We start from the raw sequence: 16999 nt of genomic DNA, 5'->3' as shown, positions 1-16999 counted from the left end.
GGTGTTTGAAGGTGTACCTTCATGGCAATCTATCACCTGCAGTGAGCTTATGTGCAAACACTTCTGCGACACGGTGAGTGAAGCGTAGCTTCGCGCTAACGAACGAGAGGCATGGACGCCGAACTGGCTTTTAGACATGGACGTTGTTCAAGCACATCCTTGTCGGCTCTACGCCAGCATCCCTGCTGGCAAAGGCCGCAGCCGCGTTTACACTTGGGTTCTAACGTTTCTTCGATTAAGCTGCATTTGGGGTGAGTGGCGAGTAGAAAGCTAACTCAGTTTTGCCCCGAATCTTCTTAGGAGTATTACTCATAAGACTTCAAGTAATTTCAGTTTGTGAATCGCCACTACATCACTGGCCATATGGTCACGGCATTGCAGCGTCTATGCACTAGACCCACTTTAAGCAATTCATCACCTAGTGCGGCTTTAACGAAACCCTAAACAAGATTATATTATTGTTTTATAAACACTGATAAGATTTATTTAGCCCAAAATAACATGCTCTAAAAGTGAATATCAACACAGTGGTAACCCTTTGTAGGCATTATGCACCAATAGCAAATTTAAGAGGTTAGTCTTTAAATGTTAACAACAAAAATTGAAACTGAGCGGCTAATGCTGAAGGCTTTAGTTGAAGATGATGCAACAGAGCTGTTTGAGATATTTTCCGATCATGAAGTGATGAGATATTGGAACACGGCACCTTGGCGCTCTATCGATGAGGCTAAAACTTTTATCAGCGATAGTACGGCATCAATGAGTAGCAATACCGATATGATTTTAGGCATCTATTTAAAGGATAACGGGCAGCTCTTAGGTAAAGTTATGTTGTTTAACTATGCAAAAGAGTCTAGGCGTGCAGAAATCGGTTTCGGTTTAAGCCGTAACGCTTGGGGAAAAGGCATTATATTCGAGGCTGGAAACGCACTTATAGATCATGCATTTAATACCTTACAGCTACGACGAATCGAAGCAGAGATCGATCCTGAAAACACGGCTTCAGGTAACACATTGGAGCGACTAGGCTTTGAAAAGGAAGGCTTGTTGCGACAGCGCTGGGAAGTAAATGGCATTGTGTCAGACTCCGCACTTTATGGCTTGCTCGCCGAAGGCTTAAACAAGGTATAACAATTACTCAAAAGTGGTGAGGTTAAGAGCGCATTTTTAGAACTTAAGACGCCATGCATCTAATAAAATTGACGATTTAGAGTTAGAAAATGATTAGAAAATACCACGATAATGACCTCAATTCAGTGCTTACAATCTGGCTGAATGCGTCAGTTAAAGCCCATGACTTTGTACCGGCTGAGTTCTGGGAGTCGCAAGTCGACAAGATGCGCGATATTTATATTCCAGCTTCAGAGGCTTATATATTTGAAATGGGATCTGAGATTGTTGGATTTTATGCGCTATATGAAAATAGTTTAGCGGCCATCTTTATCGCACCTGAATGGCAAGGTCAGGGAATAGGTAAACAGTTGCTCAATCATGCTAAAACCCAAAGAACGGCGCTAACACTTTGCGTATATCAGGAAAATAAGGCCAGTTATCAGTTTTACTTGTCTCAAGGTTTCCAAGTCGTCGGTGAACAACTGGACGAGCATACCGGACACCCTGAGTACACCATGAGTTCGGGCGCATAAGCAAGCGCTCGAGGATTCATAGACTAACGCTTACATGTAGTAACTCAGACTCAATCTAACAGTTACCCGTTTTTTGCAAGTATCTGTAGATAAAGGGGTTGGAGCTACGCTTCACTCACTCTCCCTAAGCAATATCGACACGAAAGGCCTGCTGCAAGCAATTCAAAACAATGAAGCTTAAAACTGGCAATGACAAAGTGACAATAATGCCGATTTAAGTTGAGAAGTTATATATTTTTCAAACAATTAACACCAACCGCAGGCAATTGATACTCCATCAAGCTAAGTTCCGCTGCCAGCGAAGTGCCACCTTAGTCTTCGCTGTCTTGCTCTCCACCTATTAGCGTCATCCCATCGGGTAACTGGCTTTCGGTCACCTCGACTATGGTCGAACGGTTCATGGTGATCTTATAACGCGCATATTGCGGCGGATTACGCCCTTCTCGCAGCATCAAGATAAGATTAACTTGGTAGCGCCGCTCCACAGAGTCATAACTCACTTGGCCTGCGGACTCTTTATAAATTTTGGCTCTGCCGCGCTCTAAATAACGCGCAAACGGCACCAAACTAAAGTTCACTTGCTCTTGAATGGTCGAGTAACCGGCTAAAAAGTCTTTCTGGGCGATGCGGGAGTAAATACCATAATGTAATATCTCCGAATCGACCTTATTTTGGCTATGGCGACGCTTTAAGATCTCTTCAATCTGTTCTGGCAGATCTTTGGACTTAATAAAGTCTAACCAGACCAACTGACGCCCAATGACCGCTTGAGTGGTGGTGTCGCGCAAAATGCGGCTCCAGCGCGGTCGCCCCTTTTGAATAACGCGCCATAAGGCGTTGCGAATATCTTCTTTAAAGATTTCACGAAAGCCGTAGATCACCGCCAAGGTCAACACCAATGACAGGGTCAGGCCGTTAAACACACCTTGGGCCTTAATAATCAAGGCCGACACGACCAGCATCACTCCGCCCGTCGCCACCCCAGTGGTGAGTTTTTTTAACCCCACCCCTAAGGTTTTAAGCTCCTCTTTGAGTACTACCCCTTGCTGGATCAAACGTCTTAATAACAGCATCTTATTCGAGATGCGGTTAGGATCATCCTTGGTTTGCGCAGAATTATAATTTTTGGCTTCACGATAGGCTCGCTCACTGCGACACAGCGACAACACCTCTTCAGTCAACTCGTTATAATCGCTGCTACGCGGGGCGTGAGAGATCAGTTGTAATAGCCGCTGCTCACAAAACCATGACAGATAATTATCGGAGTTTTCGAAATAGTGCTTCCATTTAGGGTCACTCGGTTCATTACGGCGAAACTTTTTCAATAGCTGTGCGACAATATCACTGAGTTCTTTCAGTGAGGTGTAAAACTGCTCAACATCTTCCACCTGCGCCAACTCTTTACTGTCGGTCTCAATCGCCACCGCAAACTGATAAGCAAACAGGTTTAAGTAGAGTCTAAACTCTTCGACCGTACGTTTATTCTGGCTAATAAAGCGCCCTTGCACTAAGGGGAGATGTAGGCCGGATGAGTAATAGGAGCGACGCCCAGCAATGGCGGCGAAGTAATACTCTTCTGCATCTAAGCTCTGAGAGTTGATACCCATCTCTTTGGGTAAAAAGAAATAAAGGTCTAACCGCCTTTGATCACCCACTTTCATCTGGTGGGTAAACTTTATCGACAGTGACTCTTCCTGCTTAACATAAATCTTAGACACACGACCTCGAAATAGTAAAAATATATCATAAACTTACGGGGTAATATTAGTATAACCCAAGATAGGTTAATGAACTAAGCGACAACCACATACGGTATTGCTGGGTTGAAATAACACCACAGCGTAATCGCGATGCGAGTCTAAGTCTAATGATTCAATAGACAGATTGTGCATACCTTTACTGTCTAAATTAAACGAGCTGACATAGGAAAGATACTGCATATGTTGCGGACGACTGTCGAGGCGCTCATCTAGGCTTTCTTCTTTGGTATACACCGAAAAATCAAACCGATTAGCCGCCTCATCATAATCGTTAAGTTGGCCCTGCATACGTATGGTGCCAGCCGAAGTACCGTCTAGATTAAAATAACGATAATTGATCTGGGCTTGCTGCGCTTTGGCCATAATGTCGACCAACAGATAATGACGGGCGCCGTTTAAGGGGTCACTACTGTCATACAGTTCGGAGCTGCAGCTAAGCATAATGCTCTTAGCCGGATACAGATAGCGATAACTGATAGTGACGCTTACCGCAAGCAGCAGCAAGATAGTGAGGTTAATGGCCCAAAGTAGTTTTCTATTCACACAAAGACACCTCTGCCAGCCAGGCGTCGGTAAGAAACGCTTTGCTCTGCCTAAAGTCGGTTAATTTAAGGTTGCGCACCACTGACTGACCCAGTTTTTCTCCTCTAAGGGTGATATTAAACACCTGCTTATCGTGTGATAGCGATAAAAACACTTTTCTCCAAGGAGTGGATTCGCAATGCTTAATATCGTCAGCCAGCCGCTCAGCTAGCGCTATCAGTAAGGTATTATTGGTTTTTGAGGTCGCAAAACTACTCAGAGTGACTTGCTGGCCTGACTCCAGAGTCAGTGTTTGCTGGGCAAAGGGGGCTGTGGTTTGCGTCTCAAGATTGACCGTACTTAGCCATTGTCCCAAGACTAAGACCATAATGAGTGTGACCACTAGTGCGATGAGCATTTTCATCCATGTACTGACATCAATACGCTGCCATTTAATCCAGTTATAACGAGCGCTTAAACCTCGCTTTTTCGCCGATGATGAAGCTAGTTTTAGTCGATAACCTTTGCCTTTGACAGTTTCAATCAAATGCTCATCTACAGGCCCCAAAAAAGAGCGCAGCATAAAGATGGCACGGGTTACCGACGAGTCGCTCAGCGGCGGGTGCTCAGCATCCGCCGCGCCAAGCACTTGCTTGGGTACCACTTGATCATGGTGCTCAAGTAAAATACGTAGCACTTGCCACTCAGCCCGTGGCAATTGCCATTGCTCTTGTGTGACTTGGTGGGTCAATAGCCCTTTTTGAACATCAAACAGGCAGTCACCTAGTTGCATTGCTTGCTTTACCCTCACTTTACGATTCAATGTTTGCCATAGCCATTGTCGGTGACTGAGCCATCAATTAAACGCACTGCTATTACCAACCCAAAACCGATGGGATTTAGCCACTACTATCAGCTAAATGCTAATACTGACCGTGAGTCAGTTAATGCCGATAACCCAACAGGCTTAGCATAAGCAATACGCTCAACTATTTCTGTGATCGCCATTATCTCATTACAATCTATATGGAAGTCATCGGTAAATCGATGGGTAAGCTTGTCGTTACGCGAAGCCTGTCACACTCTTCACGCCATAAATATCGACGATGGCGAAGGCTTCACTGGGGATAAATTAACATGAAGCTCACAAATAAAAGGTTACAGATCACACGTTAATCTTCAACGCTAATCAATGCAGACATTAATTAAGCCTAAAACCGATTAATCCACGGCCAAACAATACTCTTCAACCCTGCACATTTATATGCATCGATAGAGCAGTATTCATCCATCAGTCATCACACTATTTACAAGATTCTCACGCCAAACTGGCTTCAAGTTCAGCGGGATAGCCAACGCTTCCCCGCAACAATCATTGCAGTAACAACCCACTATTTTACTAATAACGAATGCTACCTAAGTGAGGATATTATTATGACCATTAATAGACGCCAAGCACTGACCAAAATCATTGGCATCAGCACCGCCGCCGCAGGAGCCACCTTAATGGGCACCTCTGCCTTCGCAGCTACAGATGACCAGGGCAATTTTCATTTAGCCTTAGGGGATAAACTCAAATACGTCCCACTCGATGCGATGGCGACGGCTAAGCTTGCCTATGAAACAGGTGGCGGATGTATGCACCAAGTGTTTCATTCATTGGTTACCATGTTAGCTAACTCATCCAGTGCCGATGCGGCAAAGTTTGCCACTATCCCAACAGCATTAGCGGCTTATGGTGGAGCGGGTATAGGTGGACAAGGCACAGTATGCGGCAACATGAATGCCACAGGCATGTTGGTCAACATCTTAGATGATATCAATGGTCAAAACAGTGCTGTGATTGGCGCGGCCTTTAGGTATTACGAGACGACTGAGTTACCGCTATCGAGCCCAGAGTTTATTGCGGGCATCGGCTCAACCGATGAGAAAACGGCAAAAGTCGGTAAATCATCAGTCGCTAACAGTGTGCTATGCCACTCATCTATCAGCAACTGGTCTAAGGCATCGGGCTTTGCCTTTAGCCAAAAAGGCGAGCGTTGCTACCGTTTATCAGCCTCTATCGCTTATCACTTAGTAGAGCTACTCAACCGCGCTTATGCAGGCGAAGATCTAGCTTCATTGCCAGAGTCTAAGCCATCGAGCGAGGCACAAGGCTGTCAAAGCTGTCACGGCGTGACCGACACTATGGGCAGCGCTGCCAGTGTTAAAACCGATATGGAATGCACCACTTGCCATACTGGTCACTTCAATTAAGGGAGGCTGATATGAATGATAAATTAATAACAGGCCTACTGGCGACACTGTTACTGTGCGGCGGTTGTGGCAGTGATGATGCAGATACCACAGAGCCACCGATTGTTGTCCCGCCGCCAGTGGCGGACAGTATCGATATTAATGAGGCGGCGGCAATTAACCTCACATTAGCGCAGTTCGATGGTGACAGCGGGGCATTAAGCTTCTCCTTGGCAGATGATAGCGCGCTGGCCATCACTAATGTCAAAGACTATCGCATCACCTATTTTGGCTTTCCCGATGATGAATCGCCATCACGTAAGGCTAAAGCATGGAAACGCTGGCACGTTACCCACACCTACGCCTGTGACAGTGCAGCGGCGCAATGTGATGGTGTGTTAGTCGAGTCAGATAAGGGCCAATACAGCTTCGAAGCAATCGGGCTCAATTGGGATGACAATAGTGCACCCGGTGCGGTGAAACGCTATAAAGTGGCCATCGAAATTAACGGCACGCTCGCCAGTAACGAGCTAACCTTACAACCTGCTACACCGCCTGCCACCTAAAGGTCGGTAGCCAACATAGGGCATAGGCAATGATTGACTATGCCCTTTTTCTCGCCTCACCCAGCTAAGCTGCTCAATAAAAGCGCGCCACCTAAGCCCTAACAAGCAGCCTTCACACCACGACGCCCATAAGCAAGATCATGCTGAGTGTTAAGCTGTAAGTGTTAAATGCTGACGGAGAGACCACTTCGCCAAAGTAGTATCTCCATCCTTAGCACATCATTCACGCTTGGCTAGCCGACAAGCGATAACCTGAGTAGATAAGTGAAGAGAGCACTAGTGTTATGCCTGATCACATAAGAGAAGGTGGTAACAGGTGGGCTTATCATTAATAGTTAATGGCTCATGGCTAACAGCCAATAACGGCTCAGGCTTTGCAACACAGCATCCGTTAGGGGAAAAATATCTTAGCGGTGGGTTCAAATAGCGAATAAATCAGCAGCAGTAACAACACTAGCTGAGCTATCAATAACGAATACTGTTTCAGCGACATGCTTTTACCCGGACGCAAGGCCCAAAAACCTGTGGCACGCGTCGATTTACTGTGCAAGATATATCCTTGCCCATCAACGGCTTCAATAAATAGCGCCGACTGACCTAAAAAGAAGCGTACACGCTTAATCGCCGCCTCTAAGCTGGCGAGCGAACGAGTCTGTTCGGGAAGAGACGCCAACAGCTGCTCATTTGACAGCACCTTATCTCGATGCTCTACCAAGGTGTTAAGCACAGCGAACTCGGCTGGCGGCATTTTCCAACTGGTATCATTATCCTGATTTGACAGCTGTGCTTGAGCAATATCAAACCAGCATCGACCGATTTGCATAGGCGTGCTCGCATCAAAAACTATGAGTAATTGTACTCACAACCCCACTTAACTGCTGCGATTATAAAGCTATCAGCTAAAGGAATGTTGATTTCCGTGATATCTGCCACAAAATACTCTTTCAAGGAGGAAAAAATGACTCAACACCGGCCTCAAATACAAAAAAAGCGCCTTATCGGCGCTTTAAAAAACCACTGTTCTCAATACATTACAACATTAACTTAATCGAGAAGCACTGTGGTTTACTTAACCTAAACCCTTACCTTCTATTAAAATGAGTACAGTAAGGTCATATTGGTTTCAGTGTCGGTACTCTTTTTATTGTCCAACGGCTCGCTGTTATAACGCACAACCACGGCAAACTTCATCGCCAGAGCGCCAGCAATATTAGCAGTAACCGAAGTTTCAGAGCGACCTTCTAAACTCTCACCGTAATCGGCAGTAAACAACTGCTTAAACGTCGAGTTGTCTGAAATTTCTGTCTCGAAATTCATCACGCCGTGGGCAACCCAGCTTTGTTCACTGTCATAGCCAGCGGCTAAGCGGCTCTCCTCATCCAGACGCTTATATTGGTAACCTGGACCCACTTCGACAGCAAATATGGTCTTAGGATTGTCGATAAACTTATGACCATAACCGACAGAAACGGTTGATTTTGAATCGAAACCTGTAAAAGGGTCTATCTCGTGATTGGCATTGGCAAACATATAGTTGACATCATCAAACTGATAGTTGCCCTGCACTAAACCGTAATAACGCTTACCCGTCTCTTCGCCGGTATCTTCTTTATACAGCGCCTCAAGCAGGTATTGGTTTTCCCAATTACCAAGCTCATGCTTCATGTCTAGACGCCCTTTTAAAGACGTGGTTTCCGTGTTCCCTGTGGTCACTGTCGCACCCAGCTCAGCATCGGCAGCAAAGGTTCTATCACCCTTAACAAAATCCGCACCTGCGTGAGCGACAAACGGTGTTGCTAACAAAATAGCGGTGGCAGTCAGCAGTTTTTTCATCTTCACGTTACCTATGTTATCGAAGTCCCTTAAAATTGGCGCAATATTAACATTCAGCGCAAAGAAATGAAAATAAGGCTGGTATCATCTGATTTATCGACGAGTAAATCGCCATTATGACTAGCCTTCTAGCGCTCTCACTTATTGTTAGGCCATAAAAAAACCACCTTGCGGTGGTTTTTCAAAGGCAAACTTAACTTAGTTTATTTTTGGATCTAATTCGCCTGATTGATACGCCTTGTACATAGCTTGTAATGACTTAGGCTTAATCTTAGAGCCCATACCCGCACAGCCAAAGGCTTCATAGCGCGTGGTACAGATATCGGCCATGGCTTCCATCGACGCTTTAAGGAATTTACGCGGGTCAAACTCGCTTGGGTTTTCAGCCAAGAACTTACGTACCGCGCCAGTCGATGCCAAACGTAAATCGGTATCGATATTCACTTTACGTACGCCATGCTTGATACCTTCAACGATCTCCTCAAGCGGTACGCCGTAAGTTTCCGGAATAGCACCGCCATACTGGTTGATGATCTCAAGCCACTCTTGCGGTACTGAAGATGAACCGTGCATCACTAAGTGAGTGTTAGGAATACGCGCGTGGATCTCTTTGATGCGATCAATACGTAGCACGTCACCGGTAGGCTTGCGGCTGAACTTGTACGCACCATGGCTGGTACCAATCGCGATGGCAAGTGCATCGACGTGGGTATCACGCACAAAACGCGCAGCTTCTTCTGGCGTCGTCAGCAGTTGATCGTGGCTAAGTACGCCTTCGGCACCCACACCATCTTCTTCACCGGCCATGCCGGTTTCTAGGCTACCTAAACAACCAATTTCACCTTCAACCGACACACCACAGGCGTGAGCAAAGGCAACGGTTTTACGGGTCACATCGACGTTGTACTCATAGGATGCAGGCGTCTTACCGTCGGCCATCAATGAGCCATCCATCATCACAGATGACATACCAAGCTGAATTGAGCGCTGACAGATATCAGGATCAGTACCGTGATCTTGGTGAATACACACAGGGATATCTGGGTACTGCTCAAGCGCCGCTGCCATCAAGTACTTAAGGAATTGAGGACGGGCGTACTTACGCGCACCTGCCGATGCTTGTACGATAACCGGGCTGTCGGTTGCTTCAGCAGCCTGCATAATGGCACGCATCTGCTCAAGGTTGTTAACGTTAAACGCAGGCACACCGTAGTTATGTTCAGCGGCATGGTCTAGCAGTTGACGTAGGGAAATTAAGGCCATTTTTTTACTCCAATAATAGGGTGTAAGTTAATGTTTTAATAAGTCATTAACTGAGTCACCGAGGTCACTATCGTTTGGACAGATTTTTATACTAACGATGGCAGCCACATCCTGCAGCTGCACATCGTCAGCGGTTTTTTATAATATTAATGATTCGTGTTGCTTGTTCTGTAACCCTTATTCGCTGCGGCTTTCTAACATCGCCACTGCTGGCAGCTCTTTACCTTCGAGAAACTCTAAGAAGGCGCCGCCACCGGTTGAAATATAAGATACTTTATCGGCAATACCGTACTTGTCGACCGCAGCAAGCGTGTCACCACCGCCCGCAATAGAAAAAGCAGCCGACTCGGCAATGGCCTGGGCAATTCGCTTAGTGCCTTCGCCAAATTGGTCAAACTCAAATACGCCTACCGGGCCATTCCAGACAATGGTACCGGCATTTTTTAGGATCTCAGCCAGTGCTTCGGCGCTGTCGGGGCCGATATCAAAGATCATGTCATCACTGGTGACCGCATCCACCGCTTTGAGTGTGGCCGTCGCTGTTGGGCTAAACTCGCTAGCCACCACCACATCGGTGGGCACAGGAATAGCAGCACCGCGACTTTGTGCATTGGCAACAAGGCGCTTGGCTTCATCGATAAGGTCAGCTTCATACAGCGACTTACCCACTTCGTGACCGGCCGCTGCAATAAAGGTATTGGCAATACCGCCACCCACAACCAGTTGATCAACTATGCCTGATAGGCTTTCAAGCACAGTCAGCTTGGTTGACACTTTAGAGCCACCGACAATCGCCACCAATGGACGCGCAGGGTTGTCCATCGCCTTGCCTAATGCTTCTAACTCTCCCGCTAATAGCGGACCTGCACAGGCGATAGGCGCATAAAGACCGACACCATGGGTAGACGCTTGGGCGCGATGAGCAGTACCAAAAGCATCCATCACATAGACGTCACACAGGGCGGCAAGCTTTTTAGAGAGCGCTGCATCATTTTTCTTTTCGCCAAGGTTAAAGCGCACGTTTTCAAAAACGACCACTTCACCCACGTTAGCTTCTACACCGTCAAGGTAGTCGGTCGCTAGGCGCACAGGGCAATCGAGTGCTTTTGCAAGGTAATCGACCACAGGCTGCAGAGAGAACTCGCTGTTGTACTCGCCTTCTGTTGGACGACCTAGGTGAGACATCACCATGACCGCCGCACCTTTTTCTAATGCCAGCTTGATGGTCGGCAGTGAAGCACGCAAACGCGCATCACTGGTCACCACGCCATTACTGACCGGAACATTTAAATCTTCACGGATCAGCACACGCTTCCCTTGCAGATCCAACGATGACATATTGATAATCGCCATTTTACGTTTCCTTAAGTTCAAAAGTTAAAAGATAAAAGTTAATACAAAACCGGTTCATGCTGAGCTAATTAGGGACACTCCACCTAGATTAACACTCAGCGGATAAGCCTGCGGTAGGCTTATTTACTGCGCCCTGACGGCGTTAATCATCTCTAAACTGGTGTCGAGCATACGGTTGGCAAAGCCCCACTCGTTATCACACCACAATAATAGTTTCACTAAATGGCCATCGCTCACTCGAGTTTGGGTACCATCGACAATCGATGAGCGCGGATCATGGTTAAAATCACATGACACCAATGGCGCATTAGTATAGCCCACCACCCCTTGATAGGAGCCATTAGCCGCTTGCGCCAGCACTTGGTTGACTGTGTCGATATCGACGCGCTTGTCTATGGTCACCGATAAATCGATGGCGGTGACATTGATAGTGGGCACGCGCACCGATATGGCCTCAAACTTATCTTTCATTTTTGGCAAGATGCGCTCGATACCCCGTGCCAGTTTAGTATCGACCGGGATTATCGACTGCCCCGCCGCACGGGTTCGTCTTAAGTCGTCGTGATAGGCGTCGATCACCTGCTGATCGTTCATCGCCGAATGGATAGTGGTTATCGCGCCACTTTTAACCTTAAAGGCTCTATCGAGTACCTCAATAATGGGCACTAGGCAGTTGGTGGTACAAGACGCATTAGAGATGATGGTGTGGTGTGCCTTAAGTGTATCGTGATTAACACCATAAACTATGGTGGCATCGACATCACTCGATGATGGATGGCTAATCAGCACTTGTTTGGCCCCTGCTTGCAGGTGCGCCTCACAGGCTTGCCTATCGATTAAGGCACCAGTGGCCTCATACACTATATCGATATCCAGCTCAGCCCATGGCAATTGGCTGGCATCGCGTTGATGCAATAACTGAATACGGTCATCGCCCACCGTCATAATATTATCGACCAATGACGTCGGGGTTTGAAAGCGACCATGGGTGGTATCGTATTGGGTTAAGTGAAGCATGGCTTCAGGTTTAGCCAGTTCATTAATGGCGACTATTTGAATGCGGTCACGCTTGCCCGACTCGTACAGGGCACGAAGAATTGAACGACCAATACGGCCATATCCATTGATAGCAACTTTGATCATTAAGCGCCTTGACTCCTCACTCTATCCCTGCTCGCATACTGTTGATGCGACAACGGCTTACCTGATATTAACACCAGATAAGCCGTCCCATCTGGCGTGAGCCATTAAAATGCTCACGCCTCGACTCACACTAACGCTTAAAACAAGGCATTAACGGTCGACACTACGTTATCGACGGTGAAGCCGAAGTATTTCATGAGCTCGCCGCCTGGCGCTGACTCACCGAAGGTGGTCATGCCCACTACTGCGCCGTCGAAACCAACATACTTATGCCAGAAATCAACGTGAGCCGCTTCGATAGCAACCCGCTTAGTTACAGCGCGTGGCAATACTGACTCTTTGTACTCCGCATCTTGTGCATCAAACGCATTGGTCGATGGCATAGAAACCACACGTACCTGCTTACCTTGCTCAGTTAATGCAGCGGCAGAATCCAGTGCCAATTGCACTTCGCTACCTGTGGCAATCAAAATGACATCGGGTGTACCAGCACAATCACGCAGTACATAACCACCTTTAACCACGTTAGCTAACTGCTCATCGGTACGGGCTTGAGCAGGTAGGTTTTGACGGCTAAAGATAAGCGATGTTGGTGCATCACGGCGCTCGATAGCATTCTTCCATGAGACTGCCGTTTCGGCCGCATCACATGGACGCCATACCATCATGTTAGGGGTCATACGCAGGTTAGCGAGCTGCTCAACAGGTTGGTGAGTCGGGCCATCTTCACCTTGACCGATAGAGTCATGGGTATAAACGAAGATGTTTTGAATGCCCATCAGCGCCGACATACGTACCGCATTACGGGCGTATTCCATAAACATCATGAAGGTCGCACCGTAGTTGATGAAACCACCGTGCAACGAGATACCGTTCATGATGCCGCTCATACCAAATTCACGTACGCCATAATAGATGTAGTTACCAGCAGCATCGTCTTGAATGCCTTTAGAACCAGACCAAAGCGTCAAGTTAGAACCCGCAAGGTCAGCTGAGCCACCAAGTAGCTCTGGCAACATAGCGCCAAAGGCACCAATGGCATTTTGTGACGCTTTACGGCTAGCAATGCCTTCGCCTTTCTCTTGGCACTCTTTAATGAAGGCTTGTGCTTTCGCTTCGAAATCGGCTGGCAATTCACCATCGATCACGCGGCGCTTATATTCTGCCGCCAATTCAGGGAATGCAGCTTCATACGCGGCCAGTTTTTCATTCCAAGCCGATTCGTTGCTGGCGCCCACGTCTTTAGCATCCCAACCCGCATAGACGTTATCTGGGATATCAAATGGCGCGTGTTCCCAACCAAGGAACTCACGTGCAGCGGCGATTTCAGCATCGCCTAGTGGCGCGCCGTGACAGTCGTGGCTGCCAGATTTGTTTGGAGAACCAAAACCAATAATCGTTTTGCAGCAGATCATGGTTGGCTTGTCAGTGACAGACTTAGCTTCTTCTATTGCGCTGCGAATCGCTTCGCTGTCATGGCCGTCCACATCGGCAATCACATGCCAGCCATAGGCTTCAAAACGCTTAGGTGTATCGTCGGTGAACCAGCCTTCAACATGGCCGTCGATAGAGATACCGTTGTCATCCCAAAATGCAATCAGCTTGCCTAGACCTAAGGTGCCCGCTAATGAACAAGCTTCGTGTGAGATGCCTTCCATCAAACAACCATCCCCTAAGAAACAGTAGGTGAAGTGGTCGACAATGTCGTGACCTGGACGGTTAAACTGCGCCGCCAAGGTTTTTTCCGCAATCGCCATACCAACCGCGTTACTGATACCCGCGCCTAGCGGCCCTGTGGTGGTTTCAACACCTGGGGTGTATCCGTATTCTGGGTGACCTGGGGTTTTAGAGTGAAGCTGGCGGAAGTTTTGCAGTTCTTCGATGGGAAGTGCGTAACCAGTAAGGTGCAGCAAAGAGTAAATCAGCATCGAGCCATGACCGTTAGATAAGATGAAGCGGTCGCGGTCAACCCAGTTTGGGTTAGTCGGGTTGTGCTTAAGGAAGTCATTCCAAAGCACTTCAGCGATATCCGCCATTCCCATTGGGGCACCAGGGTGACCTGAGTTAGCTTTTTGAACGGCATCCATACTTAACACACGGATAGCGTTTGCGAGTTCTTTACGAGATGACATGCTCTCTCCTGCTTATTATTGGGGATTTTGCGGGCAATTGTGGACGCATATTTTCCCCTACTAGGCGATGGGACGCAAATAAAATTCGCCAAATTACCCAGATTAACCCGATCTAAGCTGTAGAACCCGTAAATGCAGGCCCAAGGAGTAGAGGCGATGTGTCAATCTGGGCATATCCGTTAACGTGACATTTAGCGCTTGCACGTTTTTTACTCCATTTTGCAAACCCATTGTTAACACTTAGTAAGCATCTTTACGCAAAACACCTAACACTACGTCATGACTCGCAGCGTCTCATGCAATAACTGCGCGGCGATAGCGCAAAAAATCACGCCCTGTAAGTCGCGGGTAAAACCATAAAAAAACGATAAATAGATGATGAATTACAGATTGTTACCTGCAGGCATATCTTTACTGCCGGCCTGAGTAAGTGATAGTTTACTGGGCTTTACCCCACAATTTTTATCGAAGGGGGTGTTATCTAGCGTATTTTCCACTAAAATGGCCGTCTAGATGTAGATACTTCTACATAATCAAATTGTTTACAGACGAGATTTTCCACTATGGCAAAGCACTTGTTTACCTCTGAGTCGGTCTCAGAAGGTCATCCAGATAAAATCGCCGATCAAATTTCTGATGCGGTACTCGACGCGATCTTAGAGCAAGATCCTAAGGCGCGCGTGGCGTGTGAAACATACGTCAAAACCGGCATGGTCTTGGTGGGCGGTGAAGTGACCACCTCGGCTTGGGTTGATATCGAAGAGATCACCCGTAAGACCGTCCGTGAAATCGGCTATACCCACTCAGATATGGGCTTTGACGCCGATTCTTGTGCCGTATTAAATGCCATAGGTAAGCAGTCTCCTGATATCAACCAAGGTGTTGATCGCGCCGATCCTAAAGAGCAAGGCGCTGGCGACCAAGGGTTAATGTTTGGCTATGCCAACAACGAAACCGACGTATTGATGCCAGCTCCGATCACTTACTCGCATAAGTTGGTTAAGCGTCAATCTGAAGTGCGTAAAGACAACACCCTACCCTGGTTACGTCCAGATGCGAAAAGTCAGGTCACTTTTGCTTATAACAGCGATGGCAGCATTGCTGGCATCGACGCGGTTGTCCTGTCTACTCAGCACCGTGAAGATGTAAGCCAGTCAGACTTAATTGAAGGTGTGATGGAAACCATCATTAAGCCGGTATTACCTGCTAAATGGTTATCTAAAGAGACTAAGTACTTCATCAACCCGACTGGCCGTTTCGTTATCGGTGGTCCTGTTGGTGATTGTGGTCTAACGGGTCGTAAAATTATCGTCGATACTTACGGCGGTATGGCGCGTCATGGTGGTGGTGCTTTCTCTGGTAAAGATCCATCGAAAGTTGACCGTAGTGCAGCATACGCGGCGCGCTATGTGGCTAAGAACATCGTTGCTGCAGGCCTTGCCGATCGCTGTGAGATCCAAGTGTCTTACGCTATCGGTGTCGCTGAGCCGACCTCTATCAGTGTTGAGACCTTCGGTACCGGTAAAGTGTCTGAAGATCTCTTGATCAAGCTGGTTCGTCAGCATTTCGACCTGCGCCCATACGGCCTAACCGAAATGTTAGATCTGGCTCGTCCAATCTATCAAGCCACTGCGGCTTACGGTCACTTTGGTCGTAACGAGTTCCCTTGGGAGCGCACCGATAAAGCTGAAGCCCTTCGCGCCGACGCTAAGCTATAATCGCAGCAAGCTCATTAAAAAACCGCCAATATGGCGGTTTTTTTGTGGCTGTTTTTTGTAGCAGAGTGTTGTGACTGGATCTTGCCACAGGCTGCGCACATTAATCGATGATAACCGATGGCTTATCTGGCTTAGCATAGCTCAGCCGCCCCAACCGCTCGGTCGTATGGTAGCAATCGAGGCCCGATACGCAGACGGTATTTAAGCTTTCAATGTCAATATTGCCGTCGGGGTTAAGCGCCACATCATCGAGCCAAATATCGGTGATTCGGCCTATCACTAACAGGGTTTGGTTAAGTTCGATAGTTTGATAACTTTCTAACTTCACAGCATATTTTAATCGACTCTCGGCCACAAAGGGCGCCACCACTTGTGGTTGATGCAACGGGGTCAGCCCCACCTCATTAAATTCACACTGGCCGCTGTCGTAGCGCGCCGAAGTTTGATGCGCTTGCTGCCAAATATCGCTATTCACCTGATTAATGGTGTAACTGCCGGTGGCAATAATGTTAGCTAAGGTATCTCGCTGCACCGTATCTGGACGGCTAATAAACCCCACCAGCGCAGGATCGGCGCCTAAATGAAATACTGAGCTAATGATGGCCAAATTAGTGCGCCCAAAAGTGTCTTGGGTACCGATAAGGTTAGCGCTTTTAAACCCAGACAAACTATTGATTAACTGCGCGCGGTAACGGCGCTCTAATTGGCTTAATGAATCATGACTAATATGCATTACAGAATATTTTCCTTGTTTACTTAGACTTGTTTACTTAAATTAGTTACCTAGATTAGTTATTTAAATTAGTTACCTAGATTGGTTATTTAGAT

The 16999-nt window shown here is 47.3% G+C and carries 15 protein-coding genes; 5 read left to right on the top strand and 10 right to left on the bottom strand.

From position 1 onward, the window contains the following. Positions 1-585 precede the first annotated feature (585 nt). Entirely contained in the window at positions 586-1131 is a 546-nt protein-coding gene (locus DVO77_RS06050; protein WP_119977694.1) for a GNAT family N-acetyltransferase, read from the top strand. A gap of 89 nt (positions 1132-1220) precedes the next feature. After that, positions 1221-1646 (top strand): N-acetyltransferase, encoded by a 426-nt coding sequence (locus tag DVO77_RS06045; RefSeq protein ID WP_119977693.1) that lies wholly within the window; start codon positions 1221-1223, stop codon positions 1644-1646. A gap of 311 nt (positions 1647-1957) precedes the next feature. Here DVO77_RS06045 and DVO77_RS06040 read toward each other — a convergent pair whose 3' ends face one another. The 3 genes from DVO77_RS06040 to DVO77_RS06030 form a co-directional block, all read right to left on the bottom strand. Further along, complete coding sequence (locus tag DVO77_RS06040) at positions 1958-3364, bottom strand: hypothetical protein (RefSeq protein WP_110457343.1); 1407 nt, start codon at positions 3362-3364, stop codon at positions 1958-1960. A 66-nt stretch (positions 3365-3430) separates the two neighbouring features. Beyond that, positions 3431-3949, bottom strand: coding sequence for a hypothetical protein (locus DVO77_RS06035; protein ID WP_119977692.1), 519 nt, complete (start codon positions 3947-3949; stop codon positions 3431-3433). Then, entirely contained in the window at positions 3942-4721 is a 780-nt protein-coding gene (locus tag DVO77_RS06030) for a winged helix-turn-helix domain-containing protein (protein ID WP_119977691.1), read from the bottom strand. The genes DVO77_RS06035 and DVO77_RS06030 overlap by 8 nt, the downstream gene beginning before the upstream one ends. A gap of 641 nt (positions 4722-5362) precedes the next feature. Here DVO77_RS06030 and DVO77_RS06025 point away from each other — a divergent pair. Together DVO77_RS06025 and DVO77_RS06020 are read left to right on the top strand one after the other, a co-directional pair. After that, positions 5363-6184, top strand: coding sequence for a cytochrome c3 family protein (locus tag DVO77_RS06025; protein WP_162599186.1), 822 nt, complete (start codon positions 5363-5365; stop codon positions 6182-6184). An 11-nt stretch (positions 6185-6195) separates the two neighbouring features. After that, positions 6196-6729 carry a hypothetical protein gene (locus DVO77_RS06020; RefSeq protein WP_119977690.1) on the top strand — a complete coding sequence of 178 codons (534 nt, stop codon included), beginning with the start codon at positions 6196-6198 and terminating at the stop codon, positions 6727-6729. Positions 6730-7120: 391 nt separating this feature from the next. Here the strand turns inward: DVO77_RS06020 and DVO77_RS06015 are convergent, their stop codons facing one another. The 6 genes from DVO77_RS06015 to tkt form a co-directional block, all read right to left on the bottom strand. Further along, positions 7121-7552, bottom strand: a complete 432-nt coding sequence (locus DVO77_RS06015) for a winged helix-turn-helix domain-containing protein (RefSeq protein WP_119977689.1) — start codon at positions 7550-7552, stop codon at positions 7121-7123. A 269-nt stretch (positions 7553-7821) separates the two neighbouring features. Next, positions 7822-8562 (bottom strand): DUF481 domain-containing protein, encoded by a 741-nt coding sequence (locus DVO77_RS06010; RefSeq protein ID WP_119977688.1) that lies wholly within the window; start codon positions 8560-8562, stop codon positions 7822-7824. 198 nt (positions 8563-8760) lie between these two features. Next, a complete protein-coding gene (gene fba / locus DVO77_RS06005) occupies positions 8761-9825 on the bottom strand; it encodes a class II fructose-bisphosphate aldolase (RefSeq protein WP_110457336.1) in 1065 nt (354 codons plus the stop codon). A 177-nt stretch (positions 9826-10002) separates the two neighbouring features. After that, positions 10003-11178, bottom strand: a complete 1176-nt coding sequence (locus tag DVO77_RS06000; protein ID WP_119977687.1) for a phosphoglycerate kinase — start codon at positions 11176-11178, stop codon at positions 10003-10005. 123 nt (positions 11179-11301) lie between these two features. Then, positions 11302-12321, bottom strand: coding sequence for an erythrose-4-phosphate dehydrogenase (gene epd / locus DVO77_RS05995; RefSeq protein WP_110457334.1), 1020 nt, complete (start codon positions 12319-12321; stop codon positions 11302-11304). Between the two features lie 137 nt (positions 12322-12458). Next, positions 12459-14453, bottom strand: coding sequence for a transketolase (gene tkt, locus DVO77_RS05990; RefSeq protein ID WP_119977686.1), 1995 nt, complete (start codon positions 14451-14453; stop codon positions 12459-12461). Positions 14454-15016: 563 nt separating this feature from the next. Between tkt and metK the strand changes: the two genes are divergently transcribed. Next, a complete protein-coding gene (gene metK / locus DVO77_RS05985; protein WP_119977685.1) occupies positions 15017-16171 on the top strand; it encodes a methionine adenosyltransferase in 1155 nt (384 codons plus the stop codon). 100 nt (positions 16172-16271) lie between these two features. On the opposite strand, the gene DVO77_RS05980 is transcribed toward metK, so the two are convergent. Beyond that, a complete protein-coding gene (locus tag DVO77_RS05980; protein ID WP_119977684.1) occupies positions 16272-16904 on the bottom strand; it encodes a flavin reductase family protein in 633 nt (210 codons plus the stop codon). Positions 16905-16999: the final 95 nt, after the last annotated feature.

This window comes from Shewanella algidipiscicola, assembly GCF_003605125.1.
In the GTDB taxonomy this organism is placed as follows: Bacteria; Pseudomonadota; Gammaproteobacteria; order Enterobacterales; family Shewanellaceae; genus Shewanella; species Shewanella algidipiscicola.
This window is presented reverse-complemented; position numbering and strand designations above follow the sequence as displayed.